Below are 24,276 nucleotides of genomic sequence, written 5' to 3' on the forward strand. Positions count from 1 at the left end.
TCAATGGAAATCCCGGCTGGGAAACAACCGCTTCGCCTGCTCTCGGGGGTGATGCGCGCGCGGGGCATACCGCGCAGGACGGGGCGCATCGTCGGCTTGTGGCTGGGTGATGCCGACGGCGCCGTCCAGCGGATGGCCAAGATCGGCGAGGCGGTGCGAGAGATCCTCGATCCTCTCCGCGATCAGATGGGTGACGATGCCTTCGCGCTCCACCCGACCTGTCACGCGCAGCAACCGCCCCCCCATCACGATCCGGCGGAACCGCGTGTAGGTCTTGGGCCAGACGACGATATTCGACACGCCCGTTTCATCCTCCAGCGTCAGGAATATCACGCCCGAGGCGGTTCCGGGGCGTTGGCGGGTGATGACCAATCCGCAAACCGAAACGCGCCCTGGCGGGATCCGGCATAGTTCGGCATGGGGGAGAAGACCGGGGATCGAGGGGCGCAGCAGTTCCATCGGATGCGCACGCAAGGTGAGGCGCATGGCGATGTAATCCTCGACCACCTCCTCGCCCAGGTGCATGGCGGGCAGCGTGACGGCAGGTTCGCTCACCCCTTCGCCGTCCAGCGGATTCGAGAACAATGGCAACGGCGCCCGCGCGCGAATCGAGCGCACCGCCCACAGCGCATCGCGCCGGGTCAGGCCCATGCCGGTAAAGGCGTCGGCCTCGGCCAGACGCTCCAGAACCGGGGGCATGACGCCCGCCCGCAGCCAGAGGCTTTCGGGATCCGGATATCCGTTGCCGCGCCCGGCGGCGATCAGTTCGGCATCCGCCTCGCGGAAACCCTTGATCTGGCGGAACCCCAGCCGCAGGGCAAGCGCCCCATCCGGGCGCCGTTCCAGCCGGTTGTCCCAAGTGCTGTGGTTCACGCAGACGGGACGGATCTCGACCCCATGTTCACGCGCATCGCGCACGATCTGGGCAGGCGCATAGAACCCCATCGGCTGGGAGTTCAGCAACGCACAGGCAAAGATCGCCGGGTGACGGCATTTCAGCCAGGACGATACATAGGTCAGCATGGCAAAGGCCGCAGCATGGCTTTCGGGAAAACCGTAGTCGGCAAAGCCCTCGATCTGGCTGAAGCATCTTTCGGCAACATCGCGGCTGTAACCGTTGGACAACATGCCGTTGATGAATTTCTGCTTGTGCTGGCCGATAGTTCCCATGCGCCGGAACGAGGCCAGCGAACGGCGCAACTGGTCTGCCTCTTCGGCGGTATAGCCCGCTCCGACCATGGCGATTTGCAACGCCTGCTCCTGGAACAGCGGCACCCCAAGCGTCCTGCGCGTCACCTCCTCCAATGCGGGGCCGAAGGGCTCTGGGTTTTCCAACCCCTGCCGCCGCTTGATATAGGGCTTGACCATGCCGCCCTGAATGGGACCGGGGCGAACGATGGCAACCTCGATCACCAGATCGTAGAATTCGCGCGGCTTCATCCGGGGCAGGAAATTCATCTGCGCCCGGCTTTCGACCTGGAACACACCGACCGCATCGGCACGGCAGAGCATGTCATAGGTCGCCTGGTCCCCCTGCGGGACAGAGGCCAGCGTGTGGCGGATGTTCTCGTGCGTTTCCAGCAGGTCGAAAGCCTTGCGGATGCAGGTCAGCATCCCAAGGCTCAGCACATCAACCTTGAGGATGTTCAATGCGTCGATATCGTCCTTGTCCCATTCGATGCAGGTGCGATCTTTCATCGCGGCGTTCTCGATCGGACACAACTCGTCCAGCCTGCCCTTGGTGATGACGAAGCCACCGACATGCTGGGACAGATGGCGCGGAAATCCGATGACATCGCGGATCAGCGCGATGGTCTGGGCAAGCCTGCGGTCCTCGGGGTCAAGACCAAGATCGCGGATCCGCGCCGGATCCGCACCGCCATCCGACAGGCCCCATATCTGCCCCGAGAGACTTGCAGTCACATCCGCGCTCAGCCCCATGACCTTGCCCACCTCGCGGATCGCGGCGCGGGAGCGGAAATGGATGACCGTGGCGCAGAGCCCGGCACGTTGGCGGGTGTATTTTTCATAGATCCACTGGATCACCTCTTCGCGCCGCTCATGCTCGAAATCCACGTCGATGTCGGGCGGCTCGCCCCGGTGACGCGACAGGAACCTCTCGAACACCATGCCGATCATGTCGGGCGAGACATCGGTGATGCCAAGCGCCCAGCAGATGATGGAATTGGCCGCCGAACCGCGCCCCTGGCACAGGATGCCGCGTTTGCGGGCCTCGGACACAATGTCATGGACTGTCAGGAAATAGGCGGCATAACCAAGCTCGGCCACCACGCCCAACTCTTTCGCCAGCAGGGCTTGATAGCGGTCGGGAATGCCTGCCGGACAGCGCCGCACCAGCCCTTCGCGCGCCAGCCGCTCCAGCCGGTCCTGCGGCATTTCGCCATCCGCGATCTCGTTGGGATATTCGTAGCTGAGTTCGGACAGATCAAAGCTGCAGCGGGCCGCAATCTCCAATGTGCGGCGGATCGCAGCCGGGTGGCGATGATACAGCCGCTCCATATCCGTGGCCCCCTTCAACCGGCGTTCGGCATTCAGCAAGGCGCGGCTGCCGATCTGGTCGATGGTGATATGCTCGCGCATACAGGTCAGCACATCGGCCAGCGGCCGGCGGGCGGCACGGTGCATCAGCACGTCGCCCACGGCCACCATGGGGCTCGATGCCCGCAGCGCAAGACCCGCGCAGGCATCGAACCACGCCTGATCCGACCCGTCATAGCGTGGCGCGGCGCCCAGAAAGACATGGCCGGGATAGCGGCGTGCCATGTTTCGGACCGGATCGAGCGTCTGGTCAAGGTCGGCCGGTGTCAGGTTTCCGGGTGGCAGTGCGATCAGGATCATGCCCCGGCACCCGCCTTGAGCATCGGGGGCGGCCAGGTCGGCCAATGTCAGGTGGCATTCCGCCTTGCCGGCCCGGCCCTTGCCCAATGTCAGAAGACGCGAAAGCCGGTGCCAGGCCGGGCGGTCCGTCGGAAGGGCCAGCCATTCGACCGGGCAATCGCGCAGCACCAGCCGCGCGCCCACGATCAGCTTGGGCAGCTTCGGCACGGCCGGACGGGCCAGATCCCGCGGCTGCCCGATTTCCTGCCGGGAACTGGTGTCAACGCGCGTGGTCGAGCGGATGCGCAGGCTGTCTTGCGTCTTTTTCCGAAGCGTCTTGAGGGCGGTCCATGCCCGGACAACCCCGGCCAGGGTGTTGCGGTCGGTGATCGCAATCGCCTCCAGCCCCAGATCGGCGGCATGCAGAACCAGCTCCTCGGGATGCGAGGCGCCGGTCAGAAAGGTGAAATTCGTGGTCACGCAAAGTTCGGCATACCGCGACCGCGCAAAGCCGTCTTCTGCCACAGGAAAGGCGGGGTCGTTCATGCGAATTCTCCCTGCACGAACCAGCCTGGGTCTTGCGGTGTGTGAAACAGCCAGAGCCGCCACCCCTGATGGGTTTCCACACGCCAGTAATCGCGCAGCCCAGAACGCCAACTGTCGTCATCCACCCACCATTCCGGGGCGATCCGTTCCGGCCCGGTGGCGCGGGCAGTTGTCAGGCGCATCCGTCGCCAGCGGAACCGCGCTGGCGGGGCCGCGCCATGGACGGCGATGGGTTCCGGCGGAAACAGCCGCAGGGGGCGCGAACGGGGGGCATTCCAGGCACCGCTGGCCGTCGTCCCCGCAGCGGGAACCATGACGAAGCTGCGTTCAGGGATATGACTGTCCGCAGGCAGAAAGCGCAGAATGTTGTCCAACCCGATACGGGTGCCGATACGGGTGATCAGATTGTCCAGCCGGTCCGGGGCGTCCGAGGCCGGGCCGGTCTGCTGGATGGGCAGGGGTTCGACCAGCGTGGCCTCCAGCCGCAACTGGTCGATGCCAAAACCTGCATCGACCGTTTCCACCGCCCGCGCGAAAAGCGGCAGGATGCGCGCAGGGTCGCGCATCGCCGTCGCCAGCCGCAGGTCTACCGCCTGGCTGTGCTGATCAACCCGGCGCAGGGTCAGGCGCAGCGCCCGCGCCCCGGCTTCCTGCGCCTTGAGCCTGTTGCAAAGCGCATCAAGCAACCGCGCCGTTCCGGCCATGACATCCGCGACCAGACCGATCGGGTCGGGCAAGGTCAGGCGGGCCGCATAACGAGGTGGATCGGCCAGCGGGGTGATCGCTTCGGGCTGGGCCCCGGTTGCCTGGTCCAGCCGTGTCAGCAACCCCGGCCCGAAACGCCGCGCAAGCGGCGCGCGGGGCGCGGCGGCCACGGCCCCGATGGTCCGCAGGCCAAGCCGCTGCAAGGCGATGTCCGTGCCCTCGTCAAGCCGCAGAGCTGCGACAGGCAGCGACTTCAGCGCGGCAAGACCTTCACCCGGCGCCGCGATTCCCCCGCCATGACGGGCCAGCGCCCAGGCAGCACCGCGTGTGTCGGCCAGCCCGGTCCGCACCTCGAACCCCGCCCGGTCCAGCCGCCCCTGCATGTCGTCGATCATGGCAGGCTCATCGCCCCAAAGATGGGCCGCGCCGGTGATGTCGAGGGTCAACCCGTCCCGCCCCTCGATCCCCACCCAAGGGCAGTATCGGGTCGCCCATCGGCGCAATGCCTCAAGCAGGCGGGCATCATGCGCGGGATCGGCCGGGGTGCTTTGCAGTACAGGACAAAAGGCCCGCGCGTCCGACAGCGACATCCCGCGATGCAGCCCCCTGGCCTCGGCCAGCCTATTCAGACACCAGATTTTCTCGGCATTGCCGAGCCGGAGGGTAACGGCAAATGCCCCTTCAATCGGACGCAGACGCAGGGCCCGGTCGCTGGACAACCGGGGAAACCACATCGAGACGATGCGCCGCCGCGTCCCACCGCACATGCCAAACCCCAAAAGTTCCTGATTTGTTCTTAATAATCTCCCATCGCATCAGAGTCGAGTCCGACCGTTCCTGCGGATCAAGGACGGGGGTGCAATGCCAGCGCGTCTCGCTGGCATTGCTGCCTGCGCCCTCCGGGATCAGGCACAAGCCCGTCGTTTGCCCGGCCTTTGCCGCCAGTTGCAGCCGCCGCCCCTCGCGCAGGTCAAGCGGGCGGGTGATCTCTATCACCACCATGGTCACCGCACCGTCCCGCAGCGCCTCTTCGGCAACAGCAAGCGTGTCGGCCTGACTCTTCGTCCGCGCGATCAGAATACGCGCGGGATCGCAGATCGCCGAGAGGCCGACAGGATCAGGCGTTCCGGCCTGCCAGCCCTCGCGCACCCACAGCACAGGCCCCTTGCCCTGCGCACAGACGACAGCGGCAAAAGCGGTCACACCCGGCCCACAGGCTTCATGCACGCGGGCAGGACGCAAGGGAGACGGAGGAGCGGGTGTCTCGGGCATGGGCATGGGCAACAGTATGGGGTCATGGACGGCATTATTAAGCAACATCGCCGAAAGTCCGGCAAGATCGGCGCAAGTGGGCACCCTGCAGGTGCAGTCTTTGAACCCTGCGACCAAAGAGGGCAATCCGGATACGACACGCTCCGGATTGGTGCGGCAAGAGGCGAACCGGGAAACGGTGCCGACCGGCTGTTCGGCGGGATCGCCCCGCAAGGGGGCGCCGGGGCCGATACCCGGCATGGCGGGGCGGGGCGGACGGACCTGGACGGCGGCGGATTTCAGCTTTGGATGACGATGGCCATCACCCGCGCAAGACCGTGAAGGCCGGAAACCGATCCGGCCAGAGGGGGGGGCAGCGGCAGGTGGTCGGGCCATACACACCGCAATACCGCCACCACTCAGGATGACGTGCGGCGCAACCGGCCCTCGTCGTTCAGCAGGGCAACGGCTGCGGCGCGCGTTGATGCCGTCCATCCCTGCGGCAAGGCCCCATCGGGGCCAGGACAGGCAATCGGCAGGCCACCGGGGGCCAGGATGGCCGGGGTTTCCGGCACCGCAACGGCCATCAGCAGGCTGCGCAACGGGCCAGGCACACGACGGGCGACCGGATCGGGCAGATGACCGGCGCGTACCCCAACCTCGCGCAGGCCATACAGATGCTGGACAGCCTCGCCCCGGACGGCAAGGCAGGTCATCGGCCCCGCCAGCAGATCACGGGCAATCGGCAGCCGTATGGCCCGCAACCGAAGCGGGCTGAACGGAAAGCCGGGGGGAATTTCCGCCAGATGCAGGGCGGCAAGCCGCAGCGGTCTTCCGTTTGCATCCAGAACCGGATCGCCTGCCGCCAGAGTGCCCAACGGGCGCGGGCCGCGCGGCGTGTCAATCGGCGTGCTGGCGGATATTGCGGCGGCGGACCACCCCAGATCTTCTGGCGCCGGACCATTGCGCACCGCGTGACGCACCCCCACCGACCCCAGGGCAGGATGCGCCAATCTGTGCGCCCCCGCCCGGCTGGCCGCCCAGGCTGCCGCGCCATCGGGCGCCAGCGCGCCCTGGCCGGAGACGCTGGGCACCAGAGGCCGGCCTTCGGCATCGGTCAATGTCAGCGCCCAGCGGCCCGCCGGCCTGTCAAGACCGGCGCCCGACCATTCCAGCCGCAGAACGAGGGGGCCGCCTTCCGCAGGCAGCGGCCCCGGAAGCGCATGGGAGACGACCTGCCCTCCACGACGATGGCGCAGCACCAGGCCGATGTCGCGCGCGCCCAGCAAGGACAGCCCCGACGAGGGCGGAAGCACCGGACCCGGCCACAGGGAGGCTTGCCGCGCCTGCGTCGTGACGGCCCCTTCGGGAACGTCCAGCACTACGGTTGCCTGATCGGCCAATCCACCCAGAACAACCAACAGCGCACCGGACCGCAGCCGCACATCCGCGGCCCTGGGAGCAGGATCAGACCCAAGAGCCACCCAGCCGGTCATCGGCATTGACTGTCCCCTCCGTTGCCCATGCACGCCCCCCCGGCCCCGAACCTGTCCCGCATCCTGCCCCTATCCCGCGCGCCTGTCACGCCGGTGCCGTTGCGCATCGCGCTGGGGGTGACGTCGCCGCAACACCGCTTTTCGCTGGAAACGCCCCGGCGGGCTGACTAGGTTGCCCCCGGATGCGCGCTCAAGGAACCTGCCATGACCGATACCGCCCTGCCCTTCGACCCCAGCGATCCGGTTGCGCTGACAGCCGCCCTGATCCGCTGCCCCTCGGTCACACCGGAAGAAGGCGGCGCGCTTGTTCTGCTGGAAACGGTCCTGAGCGGCGCGGGATTTACCTGCACGCGGGTGGATCGCGGCGGCGTGCCCAACCTGTTCGCCCGCTGGGGTGACAAGGGCCATGCGCGCAGCTTCGGGTTCAACGGCCATACCGATGTGGTCCCCGTGGGCAATCCGGCGGATTGGAGCTGTGATCCGTTCGGCGCGGAAATCCGGGATGGCCGCATCTGGGGTCGGGGCGCTGCCGATATGAAATCGGGCGTCGCGGCCTTTGCTGCGGCGGCGATGGATTTCGTGCGCGACACGCCGCCCGATGGTGCCGTCATCCTGACCATCACCGGCGACGAGGAAGGCGTCGGCACCGATGGCACGCTTGCGTTGCTGGACTGGATGGTCGCCAATGACGAGGCGATGAGCCACTGCCTTGTGGGCGAGCCCACCTGTCCGGCAGAGATGGGCGAGATGATCAAGATCGGCCGCCGAGGGTCGATGACCGCGAATTTCACCGCGCGCGGCGTGCAGGGGCATTCGGCCTATCCGCACCGGGCCAGGAACCCGGTGGCGGCCATGGCGCGGCTGATGGACCGGCTTGCCAGTCATGATCTGGATCAGGGCACCGCGCATTTCGATGCATCTACCCTTGCGCTTACCACGATCGACACCGGAAACTTGGCCAACAACGTGATCCCTGCGGCTTGCAGGGGCACGGTGAACATCCGCTACAACGACCTGCATACGGGGGCGAGCCTGTCAGACTGGCTTTCGGCCGAGGCCGCAAAGGTGCAGGCCGAAACCGGCGTGATCTTTACCGTCGAGTTCTATCAGGCCGGAGACAGTTTCCTCACCCCGCCCGGTCGCTTGTCGGATCTGGTCGCGGCCGCAGTGCAGGCGGAAACCAACCGCACGCCGGAACTGTCCACCTCTGGCGGGACGTCTGACGCGCGGTTCATCAAGGATCATTGCCCGGTGGTCGAATTCGGCCTTGTCGGCAAGACGATGCATCAGGTGGATGAGCATGTCGAACTTGCGCATATCCATCAGTTGAAGTCGATCTACAGCCGCATCCTGCGCGACTATTTTGCATGATCATCGCCGAAACCCGCGATATTGTCACATGTCTTGCCTTGCGTCGCACCGTGTTCATTGAGGAACAGGGTGTATCCGAAGCGGATGAACTGGACGATCTGGACCAGGCGGCAACCCATCTTCTGGCAACGCTCGACGGTCGCCCTGTCGGATGTGCCCGACTGCTGACCGATGGCGGAACCGGCAAGATCGGCCGTGTCTGCGTCTTGGCCGAGGCGCGGGGAACCGGGCTGGGCGCGGCGCTGATCCGCGCGGCGATTGGGCATTTTGCGGCAGGAGGCCAGGTGGATGTCGTGAAGCTGGGCGCCCAGACCCATGCGCTGGCCTTCTACGAGAAACTCGGTTTTTCCGCCTATGGGCCGATCTATGACGATGCAGGCATCCCGCACCGCGATATGGCGCTGACGCTTTAGCCTGCGCCGCAGGGGCCTTTCACACGCGCCGCAGGCCGCATATGCTGACCGGCAACAGGAGGAACCGCCATGCAGATGAACGACAGCCGCCTCATTGCCGCCCCGCCCGCCACCGTCTGGGCCGCCTTGTTCGACCCCCAGGTTCTGCAAGCCTGCGTGCCGGGGTGCGAGGAACTGACCGGCACCGCCGCCGACGGGTTCGAGGCAGCCGTCGTCCAGAAGGTCGGGCCGGTCAAGGCACGTTTCACCGGCATCGTGAAACTGTCCGACATCGTCGAAGGCGAAAGCTGCACCATCTCGGGCGAAGGCAAGGGCGGCGCGGCGGGCTTTGCCAAAGGTGCGGCGCGGGTCAAGCTGACGCCAGAGGGCGAGGGCACGCGCCTCGACTATGACGTCGAGGCGAATGTCGGCGGCAAACTGGCGCAGTTGGGCAGCCGCATCATCGACGGATTCGCCCGCAAGATGGCCGACGAGTTCTTCAACCGCTTTCAGGACGCGGTCGAAGGCCCCGACGACGCAGATCCCGCGCCCGAAGGCGATGCCCCGAAAAAAGGCTGGTTCCGGCGCCTTATCGGATAGCAACCTGACGGGCCAGCCCCGCAACATGATCGTGGCACGGACAACTAACCATGTGGTCGTTCACCATGCCGGTCGCCTGCATGAAGGCATAGGTGATGGTCGGCCCGCAGAACCGGAAGCCCGCCTTCTTCAGCGCCTTTGACATCGCCTGTGCGACAGGGGTTTCCGCGGGAACCTCGCGCATGGTCGCAAAGCGGTTCTGAACCGGGCGTCCATCGACGAATTGCCACAGGAACGGGGTAAAGCCGCCCTTTTCCTCGATTGCCAGCCACGCCCGTGCATTGCCGATGGTCGCCTCGATCTTGCCGCGATGGCGCACGATGCCCGCATCGGCCAGCAATCGCATGACCTCGGGTTCACCCCACCGGGCGATCACCTCGGGGTCGAACCCTTCGAACGCGGCGCGAAAGCCTTCGCGTTTGCGCAGGATGGTGATCCATGAAAGGCCCGCCTGAAACCCGTCGAGAATCAACTTCTCCCACAATGCGCGCGGATCGGTTTCAGGCACCCCCCATTCGGTATCGTGGTAATTGACATACAGTGGATCACTACCGCACCAGGTACAGCGTTCGGACATTTATATTTTTCCTCAAAGACTTGAGCCGATTTCGTCCATTTTAGCACAATTAGAACAAAATGGGAATATTTACCGATTGTTCATGCCTTGGGCAGCATGATGTCACAGTTTCGGGACGGAGCATGCAGATGTACACCACGCCATATGAGGACGGTTTTCACGAAGGCCCGGCCGACCCGCTGTCCGCAGCAGTGGCGGAACGCGACAAGGGCACCCTGGCCATGGTCGATCAGGCGCTGCGCGAGGGCCGGACGCTTCTGGCCTTTCAGCCGGTCGTTCTGGCGGCAAATCAGTCTCGTGTGGCCTTTCACGAAGGCATGATCCGCATTCTCGACCCTGGGGGCCGTGTGATCCCCGCGCGCGAATTCATCGGGGCTGTCGAAACCCGCGAGACCGGCCGCCTGATCGACTGCGCCGCGCTGCGCATGGGGTTGTCCGCCCTGGCCGAAGTGCCGGATCTGCGCCTGGCGATCAACATGTCGGCACGATCCATCGGATATTCGCCATGGATGAAGATTCTGCGCGATGGCCTGCGGCGGGACGATACTGCGGGCGAACGGCTGATCATGGAGATCACCGAAAGTTCGGCCATGCTGATGCCCGATGTGGTGACTGCATTCATGGATGACCTGCATGGTGAAGGAATCTCCTTCGCGCTCGACGATTTCGGTGCCGGTTACACGGCCTTTCGCTATTTCAGGGATTTCTTCTTTGATGTGGTGAAGATCGACGGCCAGTTCATACGCAACATCGCCTCGAACCCGGACAATCAGGTGCTGACGCGGGCGCTGACGTCGATCGGCAAGCATTTCGACATGCTGGTCGTGGCAGAATCCGTTGAATGCCAGGCCGATGCCGACTGGCTGCGCGAAAACGGCATGGATTGCCTTCAGGGGTTTCACTTCGGTGCCCCGATGATCCATCCCGCATGGTTGCCCCGGTCGCACGGACAGCGGCAGCAGGTGGCAAAGTGACGCCGCGTTGGCCTGAAATCTGCAATTCCCTTGCGATTCTACCGCCAGACCCTTAGCCATGCTGCAAGGCGGCAGGCCAGCCCTGCCCTGAGCTTCGCATCGGGAAGAGGAGCCCCCAATGACCAACGTGGTGATTGTCTCGGCAGCGCGTACAGCTGTCGGCAGCTTCAACGGGTCTTTCGCAAATACCCCCGCGCATGATCTTGGTGCCGTGGTGCTGGAGGCGCTGTGCGCCCGTGCCGGTGTCGACAAGGCCGAGGTCTCGGAAACCATCCTGGGCCAGGTGCTGACCGCCGGTCAGGGCCAGAACCCGGCCCGGCAGGCCCATATCAAGGCGGGCTTGCCACAGGACTCGGCCGCATGGTCGATCAACCAGGTCTGTGGATCGGGCCTGCGGGCCGTGGCCTTGGCCGCACAGCATATCCAACTGGGCGATGCCGCCATCGTGGCCGCTGGCGGACAGGAAAGCATGTCGCTGTCCCCCCATGTCGCGCATCTGCGGGCCGGGCAGAAGATGGGCGATCTGAATTTCATCGACTCGATGATCAAGGACGGGCTGTGGGATGCGTTCCATGGCTACCACATGGGCCAGACCGCAGAAAACGTTGCCCAGAAATGGCAGATCAGCCGTGAACAACAGGATGAATTCGCGCTGGCCAGCCAGCTCAAGGCCGAAGCCGCCCAGAAGGCTGGCAAGTTCAAGGACGAGATCGTCCCCGTCACGCTGAAATCCCGCAAGGGAGAGGTGGTGATGGATGCCGACGAATACATCCGCCATGGCGCCACGATCGAGGCGATGCAAAAGCTGCGCCCCGCCTTTGCCAAGGACGGCTCGGTCACAGCCGCCAATGCCAGCGGCCTGAACGATGGCGCTGCCGGCCTGCTGCTGATGTCCGAAGAGGATGCCGCCAAGCGCGGCCTCAAGGTGCTGGCGCGCATCGCCTCTTATGCCACGACCGGCCTCGATCCGGCCATCATGGGCGTCGGCCCGATCTATGCCAGCCGCAAGGCGCTGGAAAAGGCCGGCTGGAATGCCGCTGACCTCGACCTGGTCGAGGCGAACGAGGCCTTCGCCGCCCAGGCCTGCGCCGTCAACAAGGATATGGGCTGGGATCCGGCAAAGGTGAACGTCAATGGCGGCGCCATTGCCATTGGCCACCCGATCGGCGCATCGGGCGCACGTATCCTCAACACGCTGGTGTTCGAAATGCAGCGCAGCGGTGCTAAAAAGGGGCTGGCCACCCTGTGCATCGGCGGCGGCATGGGCGTCGCCATGTGCCTCGAACGCTGAGCCGCAGCGACATTTTTCTGCAATAGCGGAAACTGGCGCGCAACATTCTTGCGCGCCATTCTTATTCACGGTAACAGAGTTTCAATACACAATTCGTTGCAGGAGGAATCATGTCGAGAGTTGCTTTGGTCACCGGGGGCTCGCGCGGCATTGGCGCGGCGATTTCCATTGCGCTGAAGAATGCGGGCCATACCGTGGCGGCCAACTATGCGGGCAACGACGAGGCAGCCGCCAAGTTCACCGCCGAAACCGGCATCAAGACCTACAAATGGAACGTCGCGGACTACGACGCCTCCAAGGCCGGGATCGCACAGGTCGAGGCGGATCTCGGCCCGGTGGACATTGTGATCGCCAATGCGGGCATCACCCGCGACGCGCCCTTTCACAAGATGACGCCGGATCAGTGGAAGCAGGTGGTCGATACCAACCTGACCGGCGTGTTCAACACCGTGCACCCCGTCTGGCCAGGAATGCGCGACCGCAAGTTCGGCCGCATCGTGGTGATTTCCTCGATCAACGGGCAAAAGGGGCAGTTCGGCCAGGTCAACTACGCAGCCACCAAGGCGGGCGATCTTGGCATCGTGAAATCGCTGGCCCAGGAAGGTGCCCGCTTTGGCATCACCGCCAATGCCATCTGCCCCGGCTATATTGCGACGGAAATGGTGATGGCGGTGCCGGAAAAGGTGCGCGAGTCGATCATCGCTCAGATCCCGACCGGACGCCTGGGCGAACCCGAAGAAATCGCGCGCTGCGTGGCCTTCCTGGTGGCCGATGACGCGGCCTTCGTCAACGGCTCGACCATCAGCGCGAATGGCGGCCAGTTCTTCGTCTGAGCCCCTCGACAGATGACAAATGGCCGGGCCCAGCCCGGCCATTTGCATGTCACGGCTTGCCGCGACCCTCAGTCTGCTGCACAGTTTCAAGGCATAAGCCTTGGGTCTGCCAAGAAATCAATCGCCCGACCGGCACGCCCAGACCGGGCATCGGCGGGACTTTGCCAATCGGGCCGCTGTCATGGCAGCGTCATCCCCGGATCAACAGGAGGTTTGCATGTTCCACCGTGCCCTGACCGCAGCCGCCACCAGCCTGCTGCTGGCCAGCACCGCCATGGCCGAGACCGCGATCAACTTCGCGCTCGACTGGAAATTCGAAGGCCCCGCCGCGCCCTATTTCGCCGCCATCGACAACGGCCATTTTGCCGCCGAAGGGCTGAAAGTGGAGATCCAGGCCGGGCAAGGCTCGCTGGATGCCATTCCCAAGGTGGCGACCGGCGCCTTCCCGATGGGGTTCGCCGACATGAACTCGATCGCCAAGTTCCTTGACCAGAACCCCGGCGCCCCGGTTACGGCGGTGATGATGGTCTATGACAAGCCCCCCGCCGCAATGGTCGGGCGCAAGTCGCTGGGCATCTCCGAGATCAAGGACATCGAAGGCAAGGTGCTGGGCGCCCCGCCGCCCGACGGGGCATGGTCGCAGTTCCCCGTCTTTGCCAAGGAAACCGGCCTTGACATGAGCAAGGTCACGGTGGAACCGCTGGGCTTCCCGACCCGCGAGCCGATGCTGGCCGAGGGCAAGGTCGCGGCCGTCACCGGATTCTCGTTCTCGGTCGTGCTGAACCTGACCCGGCTGGGCGTAGCGGAAGACGACATCTCGGTCTTTACGATGGCCGACCACGGCGTCGACTACTATGGAAACGCCGTGATCGTGAACACCGACTTTGCCAAAGCCAACCCCGAAGCGGTGACAGGCTTTATCCGCGCCCTGGCAAAGGGGTGGAAAGATGCTGCGACCGAACCGGAAAAGGCGGTTGGCCAGATGATCAGCCGCACCCCGGCCTCGGATGTGGCGCTGGAAACCCGGCGTTTGCAAATGGCGTTGGAGGGAACGGTGCTGACCGACTGGGTCAAGGCGAATGGCATGGGCAATGTCGACCCGGCGCGCTATGCCCGCTCGATCGAACAGCTCAAGGAAATCTACGAGTTCAAGAATGCGCCGACGCCGGATCTCTATTTCACCGATGCCTATCTGCCGACCGATGGCAGCCTGACATTCGAATGATCCGGTCGGCCCCCCTGTTGGGGGGCCGCACCGCCTGGGGGACCGGATGGCCGATCTTGTGGAAATCAAGGGCGTGACGCACGCCTACCGCACCAAGGCAGGCCCGCTGCCGGTGCTGAATGACTTGACGATTTCGATCCCTGAGGGCGAATTCTGCGCTGTCGTAGGGCCGTCTGGTTGTGGAAAATCGACATTGACCCGGCTGATCGCCGGTCTGATGAAACCCGACAGCGGCGAAGTCTGGTTGCATGGCGAACGGGTGAAATCCCCGCGCAAGACAGTGGGGATGGCGTTCCAGAACCCTGTCATGCTGGAATGGCGCACAATTCTGGAAAACGTCATGCTGCCCTTGGAGATCGTGGCGCCGTCGATGCCCCGCGCCAGGCGCGAAGAGCGTGCGCGCCAACTGCTGGCGCTGGTTGGCCTGTCGGGGTTCGAGGGCAAGCGGCCCAGCCAGTTGTCCGGCGGGATGCGCCAGCGCGCCAGCCTGTGCCGTGCCATCGTGCACAAGCCCGAAGTGCTGATCATGGACGAACCCTTCGGCGCGCTGGATGCCTTCACCCGCGAAGATTTGTGGCAGCTGATGCACCGCCTGCGCGCCGAGGAGCCATTCACCGCGCTGCTTATCACCCATGATCTGCGCGAAAGCGTCTATCTGGCCGACGAGGTCATCGTTCTGTCGGATCGCCCGGCCCGCGTGCAATACCGCATGAGGATCGACACCCCCTCACCGCGACCCATAGAAATGCTCTACGAACCCGACAGCGTGGCCCGGCTTGCCATCCTGCGCGAGCAGATCGAGATTGCCCAAGGCCGCAGCGGGGGGGCGCATTGATGGAGTTTCTGCGCAAAGCCGCACCACCCCTTATCGCCATTGCCCTGATCCTGGCGTTCTGGGAATGGCTGGTCTGGTTCAAGGGTTGGCCGACGTACAAGATGGCGGCGCCATCCGACCTGTGGCCGGCTTTCTGGAAATACCGCACCCTGTTCGTGAAAATGGGCTGGGAAACGCTATGGCGCACGGTGGTGGGTCTGGGCGTGGCAGTGGTGTTCGGCACACTGCTGGGCATGATCATGGGCTTTTCACGGCTGATGCGCGATGCGTTGTATCCCGTGCTGGTGGGTTTCAACGCGATCCCCAAGGCGACGGTGGTGCCGGTGATCGCCCTGATCTTCATCGGTCAGCATGATTTCAACACCATCCTGATCGCCTTCATGATCTCGTTCTTCCCCATCGCTGTATCGGTGTCCATCGGGCTGTCCACGCTGGAGCCTGAATACCGTGACATTCTGCGCGCCTTGGGGGCCAGCCGGCTGACGATCTTCTGGAAGATCGCGCTGCCAAAAACGCTTCCCGAGTTTTTCGGCGCGCTGAAAGTGGCTGTGACGCTGGCCTTCATCGGCACAAACCTGATGGAGATCGTCGAGCCGCATGGCCGTGGCCTGGGTGCATTGTTCGACAGCGGCAAGATCAATGCGGATTATCCGCTGATGTTCGCCGTTCTGTTCGCACTCGCCTTTCTGGGGATCGTGCTGTTCTACTTCGTGGTGCTGCTGGAACGGATCTTCGCTGGCTGGGCGGATCGCTCTGCAAGCTGAACTGCCCTCGGGCAGCCTCTGTTCGGATGGGCAATCAGCCCTTCCGAACAGAGGAGACGGGACAGGGCCCCCGATCAGAAGCTTGCGGCGGGATACACCTGCGCAAGGTCGTGGTCCCAGGCACCGTTCCAGGCCGCAAGCAGATCGTCGGCCTGGGTGCGTCCGGTGGCGGCGTGCAGATCCAGCGGTTCCAGAAAGCGCGCCTCGTCCTTGCCGCGCGCTGCAAGCCCGGACCGGGACAGTTTCAGCACCTCACGGGCCAGATCCAGCATGACGACACCATCGGCTTCGGCCCCAAGCGCGCGCTCCGAGGCTGCGACACGCAGCGACTGCCGGGTTTCTGCGCTCCATCCCTTGACCAGATCCCAGGCGGCATCAAGCGCGCCCGCGTCATACATCAGCCCGGTCCAGAAGGCGGGCAGCGCCAGAAGATGCGCGCGGCTACCCGCATCTGCGCCGCGCATTTCCATGTATTTCTTGATGCGCGCCTCGGGAAAGACGGTCGTCAGGTGATCTGCCCAGTCCGAAAGGGTCGGAATTTCACCTGGCAGCGCGGGCAGCCGGCCGGCAAGAAAATCCCGGAAGGACTGACCGCGCGCGTCCAGATACCTGCCGTCGCGGTAGACGAAGTACATCGGAACATCCAGAACCCAGTCGGCGTAGCGTTCGAAGCCAAAACCCTCCTCGAAGGCAAAGGGCAGCATTCCGGTGCGGGAATCGTCCAGACCACGCCAGATGCGGCTGCGCCAGCTGCGATGGCCATTCGGCTTGCCCTCAAAGAACGGCGACGATGCAAAGAGCGCCGTGGCGACAGGTTGCAGCGCAATGGCAACGCGCAGCTTTTTCACCATGTCGGCTTCGGACGCGAAATCCAGATTCACCTGCACGGTGCAGGTGCGGTACATCATCTGCGTGCCGTGGGTTCCGACACGCCCCATGTAGTCGGTCATCAACCGATAGCGCCCCTTGGGCATCACCGGCATATCCTCGTGGCGCCATTCCGGCGCAGCACCCATGCCCATGAAGCGCACGCCCAGAGGCTCGGCAATGGACGCGACTTCGGCCAGATGGGTATCAAGTTCTGCCTGAGTCTGGTGAATATCAACCAGAGGCGCCCCGGAAAGTTCCAACTGCCCGCCCGGTTCCAGAGAAACATTCGCGCCATCGCGGGTCAGGCCGATCAGCGCATCGCCCTCGCGCACTTCGGTCCAGCCAAAGCGGTCACGCAGACCTTCCAGCACGGCGCGAACCGAGGCCACACCGTCGTAGGGCAGGGGTTGGCGGGTCGAGGTCAGCCAGCCGAACTTTTCATGCTCGGTGCCGATGCGCCACTGATCGGCGGGCTTGCAGCCCGACGCCAGGTATTCGATCAACTGCCCCGGATGTTCGATCGGCCCGCCGCCGGACTGGGGAATGGACATTGGGGGCAGCTCCGATTTTCTGGTTTACGGTGGGCAGAGGTGGCGCCAAGGCGGCGCCGAGTCAAGCCCGCGGAAAGCGAAGAATGCGCGACGGCGCGTGCTGCCATATCATCGGCGTATCGGCGGGGCTTTCCAACGCGGCCAGCAGGCGGCGCCCTTCGATCCCCGGCAGGGTGGTCAGCGCGTCGAACAACTGCTCGGCCCCCTGTGCATCCACCGGCACCAGAAGCAGTTGCCCGTCGGTCTGGCGCAGGCGCCAGACGCGCAGCCCCTGCACCGTGACCAGCCCCAGATCCGCCAGATCGGCAACCGAAACAAAACCGCCGACACCAGGTCCGAACCACGCGATCTGGCCTTCGTCCACCTCGACCACGCCCGGTCCCAGAGACGAAGGCGCAAAGCGCAGACGCTGGAGCGCCGCGACCAGCAGCCCCCCGCCGATCAGCGCAACCGCGCCGCCCAGCCCGGCCAGCACCCAGCCGCCGCGCGTGGCAATCCACAAGCCCAGCGCCAACGTGACTGCGGCCGCAATAGCCTCGCGTCCACGCAGCAGGCGCCGGGCAACTTCGGGGCGGATCAGGCTCATGTGCGACGCTCCTTGCCGGGCCGGGCCGCGCGCCACGGGACGGGACCGTTCATCCTGCGGCCTCGCCAATCACAGCGGGCGGTCGCCACAGCGCCATGCGATACCGGCCAATGCGGGCAAAGCCGATACGCAGATACGCCCGCGCTGCGGCATCGGAGGCCGCGAACAACAGGGCGCGGGTTGCGCCCGCGCGGCGGCGCTCTGCCAGCAGCGCGGCCACGACCTGCCCTGCGAAGCCCTGCCCCCGCAACTGCGGCGGGGTATAGACCCCGCCCACCTGCACCGCATCGCCCGCTGCGGCATTGATCCCTGCCATGGCGACGGGCTGGCCATCGCGCAGCAACAGGCGGACAGGGCCGCCCTGAATGGCGTCCCGCGCCCGTTCAGCCGCGCCAGAGGTCACTCCGGTCTGCGTTTCCTGCATATAGGCGGCGAACCAGCCGGTCAGCAGCGCAAGCTCCGACCGATCCGGCGGGCGGATCGTCGCCGCCACCGGAGGAAGGCGGCAGAGATCAAGCGTGAACAGCGGCTCGACCGTGTCGAGCTGCGGCGCGGGCATCACCGCCTCCAGAAATGTGGCGACCTGAGCATCGTCGCCGGTCATGCCTGCTGCGGTACGCCCGCCCAGCAATCGGGCCATCGCGCGGGCCTGCACCGGCGCAAGCTGCGGCGCCTGACACATCAGAAAGCCGTTGTTGGACAATCCCAGAACGGCACGGACCACCCCGTCCTGTTCGTCCAGCACAAAGCGGGTTGCATGAGGATGGGTGCTGGCGGCAAGCCCTTGCGATTCAAGATTGCCGTACAGGAACATCGAGGTTTCCAGATGGCGCGACAGAAACCCTGTCAGCGCGGCCTCGTCTCCCGGTGCGGCAAGCCTGATCATCCCCAATCCCCAAGGTCTGCCTGCCACAGGGCCAGCGCCGCAACCGCCGCCGTATCGGCCCGCAGGATGCGTGGCCCCAGCGACAACGCATGAACAAAGGGCAGCGCCCGCAGCCGCCGCTGTTCCGCAGCAGAAAAGCCGCCTTCCGGCCCGATCAACACAGCCCAGGGGCCGCGCGGCAGCCCGGCAAGCGAGCGGGACTGGCCCACCATCGACTCGTCGCACCACAGCAGATTGCGGTCGGCAGGCCAGACGGCCAGCACCTTGGACAGCGGTTGCAGATCCTCCACCACCGGAACGAAGGTGCCGCCGCATTGTTCGGTCGCCTCGACAGCATGGGCTTGCAGGCGATCCTGCCGAATGCGTTCGGCATTGGTGTATTCCGTCATCACCGGCATGATGCGGGCGGCCCCCAACTCGGTGGCCTTTTCGACGATGAAATCGGTGCGCGCCTTCTTGATCGGGGCGAACATCAACCAAAGGTCGGGCGGCATCAGCACAGGGCGTGTCCGGGATTCGGCCACAAGTTCGCCGCCACGCTTCGATGCGGCCGTGACCCGCGCCACCCATTCGCCATCGCGCCCGTTGAACACCAGAAGTGTCGCCCCCACCTCCAGCCGCATCACGGCAAAGAGATAGTTGGACTGGTCCCGATCCAGTTGGAGCGGTTGCCCAGAGGCAAGCGGCTGGTCTAGATGAAGGCGTATCTTGGGTGTCATGGGAACAGGTGTATGACCGACGCGCCACGAATGCCAGAGCCTGCGGGCCAGGTGGCCGACGCCGTTGCCGGCAACTGGGTGGACCGCTGGGCCCCCGTCGGCGCCCGGCCCTATCTGCGCCTGTCGCGGGCGGATCGGCCGATTGGCACCTGGCTGCTGCTGCTGCCCTGCTGGTGGGGCGTGGCATTGGCCGCTGCGGCAGACAGTCCCGGCTGGTGGGACTTGTGGGTCGGGGTCGCCTGTGGACTTGGCGCGTTTCTGATGCGTGGTGCAGGCTGCACCTGGAACGACATCACGGACCGAGACTTTGACGCAGCCGTCGCCCGCACACGCTCGCGTCCCATTCCATCGGGCCAGGTGACGGCGCGGCAGGCCGCCGGCTGGATGGTTGCACAGGCATTGATCGCCTTTGGCGTGCTGCTGACCTTTCCGCCGCTGGCGATCTGGCTGGGGGTCGGGTCGCTGGCCCTGGTGGCCGTGTATCCTTTTGCCAAGCGATTCACCTGGTGGCCCCAGGTCTTTCTGGGGCTGGCGTTCAACTGGGGCGCGTTGCTTGCCTGGGCCGCGCATGACGGAACACTTGCCTGGCCCGCGCTGGTCCTGTGGCTGTCCGGGATCGCCTGGACCCTGTTCTACGACACCATCTATGCCCATCAGGACAAGGAAGACGATGCGCTAATCGGGGTCAAATCCACCGCGCGGCTGTTTGGCACGCATACGCTGGCCTGGCTCAAGGGGTTCATGGCCATCGCGGTGCTGCTGCTGACGCTGGCCGTCCTGCTGGCGCTGCTGGGGGGCGATGCGGGCGGACTGGCGGTGCTGATCGCCCTGGCGGGGATCTGGGCCTTTGCGGCGCATCTGGGCTGGCAGTTGACGCAACTGAACATCGACGACCCGGCGAACTGCCTCAAACTGTTCCGTGCCAACCGGGATGCCGGCCTGATCGTTGCGCTGTTTCTTGCCGGTGCGGCACTGGCGTGATTGAACTGCACCCCCCTGCGACGTACCTGTGGGCCCCAACCACGCGGAATCGCCTATGCGTCTGAGCCCTGTCCTCCTTACCGTCGCGGCCTTTCTCGGCGCGGCCGTCCTGTCGCTCTTGATGGCGCTGGTCGTGGCGGGTGCGCTGGAATCGCGCAGCCAGCGGCATGTGACCCGTGCCTTGACGGCCGCGGGCCTGGACTGGGCCAGCGCCTCTGCCGATGGTTTGCTGGTAACGCTGAGCGGCACCGCACCGACCGAGGCGATGCGGTTTCGGGCCAATACGGTGGCCGGGCGGGTCGTCGGGGCCAGCCGGGTGATCGACGGGCTGGATGTGACACCGGCCAAGGCGCTGACCGCCCCGCGCTTTTCGCTGGAACTCTTGCGCAACGATGATGGGATCTCGATGATCGGGTTGGTCCCGGCCAGTTGGGATACGACGGCGCTGCTGACCACCGCCAGCCAGCTCGCCCCCGAGGACGCCTTGGCGAACATGCTGGAAACCGCAGATTTTCCCGTGCCGTCGAATTGGGACAGCGCGGTTGATTTCGGAATGGTCGCGCTGCGCCTGTTGCCGCGTTCCAAGATCTCGGTCGCGGCAGACAGCGTTCGGGTCACGGCCATTTCGGACAGCCCGGCCCAGAAGCGCCGCTTTGAATCTGACCTTGGGCGCGCCCTGCCCCAGACCGTGCCGGTCACGCTGGAGATCTCGGCGCCGCGCCCCGTGATTGCCCCGTTCACCTTGCGCTTTGTCGTGGACGAAGACGGGCCGCGCTTCGATGCCTGCGCCGCCGACACCGAACGCTCGCTCGTGCGGATTCTGGCGGCCGCACGGCTGGCCGAGGTGCCTGGAACACCGGCCTGCACCCAGGGCCTTGGCGCGCCGTCGCCGCGCTGGCCGGATGCGGCCGAAGCCGTGATCGCGGCCATGTCGGAACTCGGTGCAGGCTCGGTAACGATCTCGGACGTGGACGTCACCCTGATCGCCGAGTCCAGCGTCGCACAGGCGGAATTCGACCGCGTCATAGGCGAGTTGACGACCCGGTTGCCCGATGTGTTTTCCCTGAAGGCCACGCTTTCACCACGACCCCAGGCCGAAGGCCCGCAAGGCCCGGCACAGTTTACAGCCACCCGCTCGCCCGAAGGCGCCGTGCAGTTGCGTGGGCGTCTGGCGGATGAGCGGATGCGCGACGCCGTCGAAGCCTTTGCCCGCGCCCGGTTCGGGGCCGCGAACGTCTACACCGCCGCCCGGCTGGACGAAAACCTGCCGAATGGCTGGGGCGGGCGGGTGCTGGCGGGGCTGGCCGCACTGGCCGAAGTGCACAATGGCGCCTTGCTTGTGGAACCCGAGCGGGTCGCCATCCGGGGTGTTACCGGCAACAAGGACGCACGATCAGAAATCTCGCGGCTGCTGTCCGACCGGCTTGGGCAAGGCGCGGGGTTTTCGGTGGATGTCACCTATGAAGAGCGACTGGATCCGGCCCGCGCCCTGCCGACCCCGGAGGAGTGCCTTGCCCTTGCCTCGGCAGTGCTGGACAGGCGCCAGATCACCTTTGCCCCCGGATCGTCCGAGATCGAAGGCGAGGCGAATGCGATCATCGCCGAACTGGCGGATGCCCTTGCCGATTGCGTGGCGACCCCGATGGAAATCGGTGGCCATACGGATTCGCAGGGTCGCGCGGCAACCAACCTTGCCCTGAGCCAGGACCGTGCCGATGCCGTGCTGGAGGCCCTGGACGCCCGCGGGGTCGATACATCGGAGATGACGTCGCGCGGCTATGGTGCCGCCGAACCCATTGCCGACAATGCAACCGAGGATGGCCGCGTCGCCAATCGCCGCATCGCTGTCAAGCTGGTGCTGCCCGACGATGATGCCGAGGCGCCGGCGCTGATCCAGATCGACCCCGAAGACGATGGCGAGGCCCTGCCCCCCCCACCCGCACGCCCCGACGATCTTGTCCCCGAGGGGGATGAGCCGATGGGGGATGCGGGCGATCTGGAGATCGACGACGACGGCGGGGACGAGGGCGAGGACGCCCCGGCGGTCGAGGCGGAGGAGCCTGCGGTTGCCGACCCGGAGGCAGGCGCGACAGGCAGCAGCGCCCCCGGCCCCGCCGATGCCGGCGCGTTGATCCGTGACGCGCTGGGGGCCGATGGCGACCCCGAACTTGGCGAATGGCGCAACACCGCAGGCCCCACGGCCTTGCGCCCGAAATCCCGGCCCTGAAAGGAAGCCCCGTGAACAGCACCGAACTGATCTTCGGCATGGCCATCATCCTGTTCGTCGCCTTTGGGCTTGGGTGGTTCGCCTATTGGCTGATGCACAGGTTCACCCGTGTGCCCGGCGCCGATACCGCAGAGCTTGAACGCCTGGCACTTGCGCTGCACGAGGCCGAAGAAACGCGGGACGAGGCCATCGTCTATCTGCAACAGCGCGAAGCCGAACTGGCCAACCGCATTGCCCAGACCGAAGCAGAGTTGCGCGCCGCGATGGATGGGCTGCGCAATGCCCGTGCCGAGGCGGAACAGTTGCGCAGCCAGTCAGGTCGTCGGCGCGAGGACACCGAATGATCCGTCTGGCGACCGTGGCAACCTGCCTGCTGGTGCTGGTCAGCGCCTCGCCAGTGGCTGCGCAGCAGGGCTGGGTTGTCGGTCCGCTGCCCCTTGGCGATGCGCTGACCCTGCGCACCGGACCGGCGCCGGATTTCGAGGCAATCGGCCAGCTTGCCTCCGGCACCGGGCCGCTGTCGCGCGAAACCTGCGTGCGCCTGATCACGGATCCGGCAGAAACCCATGTGCCGAACCTGCCGGAATGGTGCCGCATGGCCCGCAATGGCCAGATGCTGGGCTGGGTGGCGGCACGCTATCTGAGCCCGGCGGACGAGGCCCTGCGCTTGGTGCGCGGCTGGCGTGGCGAGGGCGATGCCTGCCGCATCGCCGGGGAAACCGCGCTGACCGTCGAGTATCTGGACGATAGCGCCGATCTGGTGGCCTGCCCGGACGGGCACCCGGAACTCTCGTCGCTGCAACAGGACCGGCGCGCGCGTATTGTCGGCCATATCCTTGGCCACACCTTGCTGAGTGTTCCGCGTTGATCCGGCCGGTTTGCCAAAGCTGAGGCGGCTTTGCCGCAGGCAGGTTTGGCCGGGCACCTGTACCCGATACGGCGGCTAGGCCGCCTCGAACCGGATCGGGCGGCGCAGGAACTGCGTTGCCTTGGCAGACACGCTGCCCGGATCGCCTGTCGTCAGGAATTTCGATTGCGTGCCGATCCCGATGAACTCTGGCCGCCGCGCCAGATAATCGGCCAGAGACTCCGCAACCAGATTGGCCTGACTGAACACCTTCACATCGGGCCCCAGGGCGGTGGCAAAAGCCGCCTCCATCAGCGGGTAATGCGTGCAGCCCAAAATGGCCGCCTGTGGATGGGGCATCCGGCGCTTCAGCGCCTCGACATGGCTGCGCACCAGCGCCTCGGCGAGGATCTCGTCGCCCTGCTCGATCGCGTCCACCACGCCGCCGCAGGGTTGCGCCTCGACATCCACCCCGATGGCGCGAAACGCCAGTTCGCGCTGGAACGCCCGGCTGGCCACCGTGGCAGGCGTCGCAAACAATGCCACATGCTTGACCGCCACCTCGCGCGGGGGGGAATTGTCGCCCCACTGGCGTTCGGTCAGCGACTCGATCAGTGGCACGAAGACGCCCAGAACGCGCTTGTCAGCGGGAACCCAGGTTTCCTGCATCCGCTTCAGCGCCGCTGCGCTGGCGGTGTTGCAGGCCAGGATCACCAGATCGCAGCCTTCGACCCACAGCCGTTCCACCGCCCGGCAGGTCAGATCGAAGATATCCTCGGACGTGCGCACGCCATAGGGGGCATGGGCGTTGTCGCCCAGATAGACGAACGGTACATCCGGCAACCGCCGCGCCACCGCGTCCAGAACCGTCAGACCACCCAGTCCCGAATCGAACACGCCGACTGCCATAT

Annotated in this window: 23 protein-coding genes; 13 read left to right on the forward strand and 10 right to left on the reverse strand. The window is 65.5% G+C overall.

Features of this window, described 5'->3' with window-relative positions; genetic code table 11:
* From BW970_RS06640 to BW970_RS20525, 4 genes are all read right to left on the reverse strand, one after another.
* Nucleotides 1-3,384 carry an error-prone DNA polymerase gene (locus BW970_RS06640; RefSeq protein ID WP_076529617.1) on the reverse strand — a complete coding sequence of 1,128 codons (3,384 nt, stop codon included), beginning with the start codon at nt 3,382-3,384 and terminating at the stop codon, nt 1-3.
* The gene (locus tag BW970_RS06645) at nt 3,381-4,856 is read right to left on the reverse strand and encodes a Y-family DNA polymerase (RefSeq protein ID WP_076529618.1); all 1,476 of its coding nucleotides are present in this window, start codon (nt 4,854-4,856) and stop codon (nt 3,381-3,383) included. Before BW970_RS06645 ends, BW970_RS06640 begins: the two co-directional genes overlap by 4 nt.
* Nucleotides 4,771-5,361, reverse strand: a complete 591-nt coding sequence (locus BW970_RS06650; protein ID WP_076530185.1) for an ImuA family protein — start codon at nt 5,359-5,361, stop codon at nt 4,771-4,773. The genes BW970_RS06645 and BW970_RS06650 overlap by 86 nt, the downstream gene beginning before the upstream one ends.
* 398 nt (nt 5,362-5,759) lie before the next feature.
* Complete coding sequence (locus BW970_RS20525) at nt 5,760-6,842, reverse strand: Hint domain-containing protein (protein ID WP_076529620.1); 1,083 nt, start codon at nt 6,840-6,842, stop codon at nt 5,760-5,762.
* 198 nt (nt 6,843-7,040) lie between these two features.
* Here BW970_RS20525 and dapE point away from each other — a divergent pair, with 198 nt between their 5' ends.
* The 3 genes from dapE to BW970_RS06675 all read left to right on the forward strand — a co-directional run bounded on the left by dapE (nt 7,041) and on the right by BW970_RS06675 (nt 9,199).
* Nucleotides 7,041-8,207 (forward strand): succinyl-diaminopimelate desuccinylase, encoded by a 1,167-nt coding sequence (gene dapE / locus BW970_RS06665; RefSeq protein ID WP_076529621.1) that lies wholly within the window; start codon nt 7,041-7,043, stop codon nt 8,205-8,207.
* Nucleotides 8,204-8,620 carry a GNAT family N-acetyltransferase gene (locus BW970_RS06670; protein ID WP_076529622.1) on the forward strand — a complete coding sequence of 139 codons (417 nt, stop codon included), beginning with the start codon at nt 8,204-8,206 and terminating at the stop codon, nt 8,618-8,620. The genes dapE and BW970_RS06670 overlap by 4 nt, the downstream gene beginning before the upstream one ends.
* A gap of 69 nt (nt 8,621-8,689) precedes the next feature.
* Nucleotides 8,690-9,199 carry an SRPBCC family protein gene (locus BW970_RS06675; protein ID WP_076529623.1) on the forward strand — a complete coding sequence of 170 codons (510 nt, stop codon included), beginning with the start codon at nt 8,690-8,692 and terminating at the stop codon, nt 9,197-9,199.
* Here the strand turns inward: BW970_RS06675 and BW970_RS06680 are convergent.
* Nucleotides 9,189-9,776 carry a DNA-3-methyladenine glycosylase I gene (locus tag BW970_RS06680; protein WP_076529624.1) on the reverse strand — a complete coding sequence of 196 codons (588 nt, stop codon included), beginning with the start codon at nt 9,774-9,776 and terminating at the stop codon, nt 9,189-9,191. The two genes, BW970_RS06675 and BW970_RS06680, sit on opposite strands and share 11 nt — an antisense overlap.
* Before the next feature lie 122 nt (nt 9,777-9,898).
* Here BW970_RS06680 and BW970_RS06685 point away from each other — a divergent pair, with 122 nt between their 5' ends.
* The 6 genes from BW970_RS06685 (at nt 9,899) to BW970_RS06710 (ending at nt 15,698) form a co-directional block, all read left to right on the forward strand.
* A complete protein-coding gene (locus BW970_RS06685; protein ID WP_083701160.1) occupies nt 9,899-10,750 on the forward strand; it encodes an EAL domain-containing protein in 852 nt (283 codons plus the stop codon).
* A 118-nt stretch (nt 10,751-10,868) separates the two neighbouring features.
* Nucleotides 10,869-12,041 (forward strand): acetyl-CoA C-acetyltransferase, encoded by a 1,173-nt coding sequence (locus BW970_RS06690; protein WP_076529626.1) that lies wholly within the window; start codon nt 10,869-10,871, stop codon nt 12,039-12,041.
* Nucleotides 12,042-12,151: 110 nt separating this feature from the next.
* Nucleotides 12,152-12,874 carry an acetoacetyl-CoA reductase gene (gene phbB / locus BW970_RS06695; protein WP_076529627.1) on the forward strand — a complete coding sequence of 241 codons (723 nt, stop codon included), beginning with the start codon at nt 12,152-12,154 and terminating at the stop codon, nt 12,872-12,874.
* Nucleotides 12,875-13,091: 217 nt separating this feature from the next.
* A complete protein-coding gene (locus BW970_RS06700) occupies nt 13,092-14,099 on the forward strand; it encodes an ABC transporter substrate-binding protein (RefSeq protein WP_076529628.1) in 1,008 nt (335 codons plus the stop codon).
* Nucleotides 14,100-14,145: 46 nt separating this feature from the next.
* The gene (locus BW970_RS06705) at nt 14,146-14,934 is read left to right on the forward strand and encodes an ABC transporter ATP-binding protein (RefSeq protein ID WP_076529629.1); all 789 of its coding nucleotides are present in this window, start codon (nt 14,146-14,148) and stop codon (nt 14,932-14,934) included.
* Nucleotides 14,934-15,698 carry an ABC transporter permease gene (locus BW970_RS06710; protein ID WP_076529630.1) on the forward strand — a complete coding sequence of 255 codons (765 nt, stop codon included), beginning with the start codon at nt 14,934-14,936 and terminating at the stop codon, nt 15,696-15,698. Before BW970_RS06705 ends, BW970_RS06710 begins: the two co-directional genes overlap by 1 nt.
* A gap of 74 nt (nt 15,699-15,772) precedes the next feature.
* On the opposite strand, the gene BW970_RS06715 is transcribed toward BW970_RS06710, so the two are convergent.
* The 4 genes from BW970_RS06715 to BW970_RS06730 form a co-directional block, all read right to left on the reverse strand.
* A complete protein-coding gene (locus BW970_RS06715) occupies nt 15,773-17,119 on the reverse strand; it encodes a glutamate--cysteine ligase (RefSeq protein WP_076529631.1) in 1,347 nt (448 codons plus the stop codon).
* Nucleotides 17,120-17,180: 61 nt separating this feature from the next.
* Complete coding sequence (locus BW970_RS06720) at nt 17,181-17,705, reverse strand: hypothetical protein (RefSeq protein ID WP_076529632.1); 525 nt, start codon at nt 17,703-17,705, stop codon at nt 17,181-17,183.
* Nucleotides 17,706-17,754: 49 nt separating this feature from the next.
* Nucleotides 17,755-18,591: a GNAT family N-acetyltransferase gene (locus tag BW970_RS06725; protein WP_076529633.1), complete on the reverse strand. Its 837-nt coding sequence runs from the start codon at nt 18,589-18,591 to the stop codon at nt 17,755-17,757.
* Entirely contained in the window at nt 18,588-19,310 is a 723-nt protein-coding gene (locus BW970_RS06730; RefSeq protein ID WP_076529634.1) for a 16S rRNA (uracil(1498)-N(3))-methyltransferase, read from the reverse strand. Before BW970_RS06730 ends, BW970_RS06725 begins: the two co-directional genes overlap by 4 nt.
* Before the next feature lie 12 nt (nt 19,311-19,322).
* Here BW970_RS06730 and ubiA point away from each other — a divergent pair, with 12 nt between their 5' ends.
* Genes ubiA through BW970_RS06750 form a run of 4 tightly spaced genes read left to right on the forward strand, consistent with a single transcriptional unit; the run spans nt 19,323 to nt 23,386 of the window.
* The gene (gene ubiA / locus BW970_RS06735; protein WP_076529635.1) at nt 19,323-20,291 is read left to right on the forward strand and encodes a 4-hydroxybenzoate octaprenyltransferase; all 969 of its coding nucleotides are present in this window, start codon (nt 19,323-19,325) and stop codon (nt 20,289-20,291) included.
* 55 nt (nt 20,292-20,346) lie between these two features.
* On the forward strand, nt 20,347-22,518 hold the full coding sequence (locus BW970_RS06740) for an OmpA family protein (protein WP_076529636.1): 2,172 nt from the start codon (nt 20,347-20,349) through the stop codon (nt 22,516-22,518).
* Nucleotides 22,519-22,529: 11 nt separating this feature from the next.
* Nucleotides 22,530-22,862 carry a hypothetical protein gene (locus BW970_RS06745; protein WP_076529637.1) on the forward strand — a complete coding sequence of 111 codons (333 nt, stop codon included), beginning with the start codon at nt 22,530-22,532 and terminating at the stop codon, nt 22,860-22,862.
* Nucleotides 22,859-23,386: an SH3 domain-containing protein gene (locus BW970_RS06750; protein ID WP_076529638.1), complete on the forward strand. Its 528-nt coding sequence runs from the start codon at nt 22,859-22,861 to the stop codon at nt 23,384-23,386. Before BW970_RS06745 ends, BW970_RS06750 begins: the two co-directional genes overlap by 4 nt.
* A 75-nt stretch (nt 23,387-23,461) precedes the next feature.
* Here BW970_RS06750 and BW970_RS06755 read toward each other — a convergent pair whose 3' ends face one another.
* Nucleotides 23,462-24,274 carry a glutamate racemase gene (locus BW970_RS06755; RefSeq protein WP_076529639.1) on the reverse strand — a complete coding sequence of 271 codons (813 nt, stop codon included), beginning with the start codon at nt 24,272-24,274 and terminating at the stop codon, nt 23,462-23,464.
* Between the last annotated feature and the right edge of the window lie 2 nt (nt 24,275-24,276).

The organism is Gemmobacter megaterium, from assembly GCF_900156815.1.
Taxonomy (GTDB): Bacteria; Pseudomonadota; Alphaproteobacteria; order Rhodobacterales; family Rhodobacteraceae; genus Wagnerdoeblera; species Wagnerdoeblera megaterium.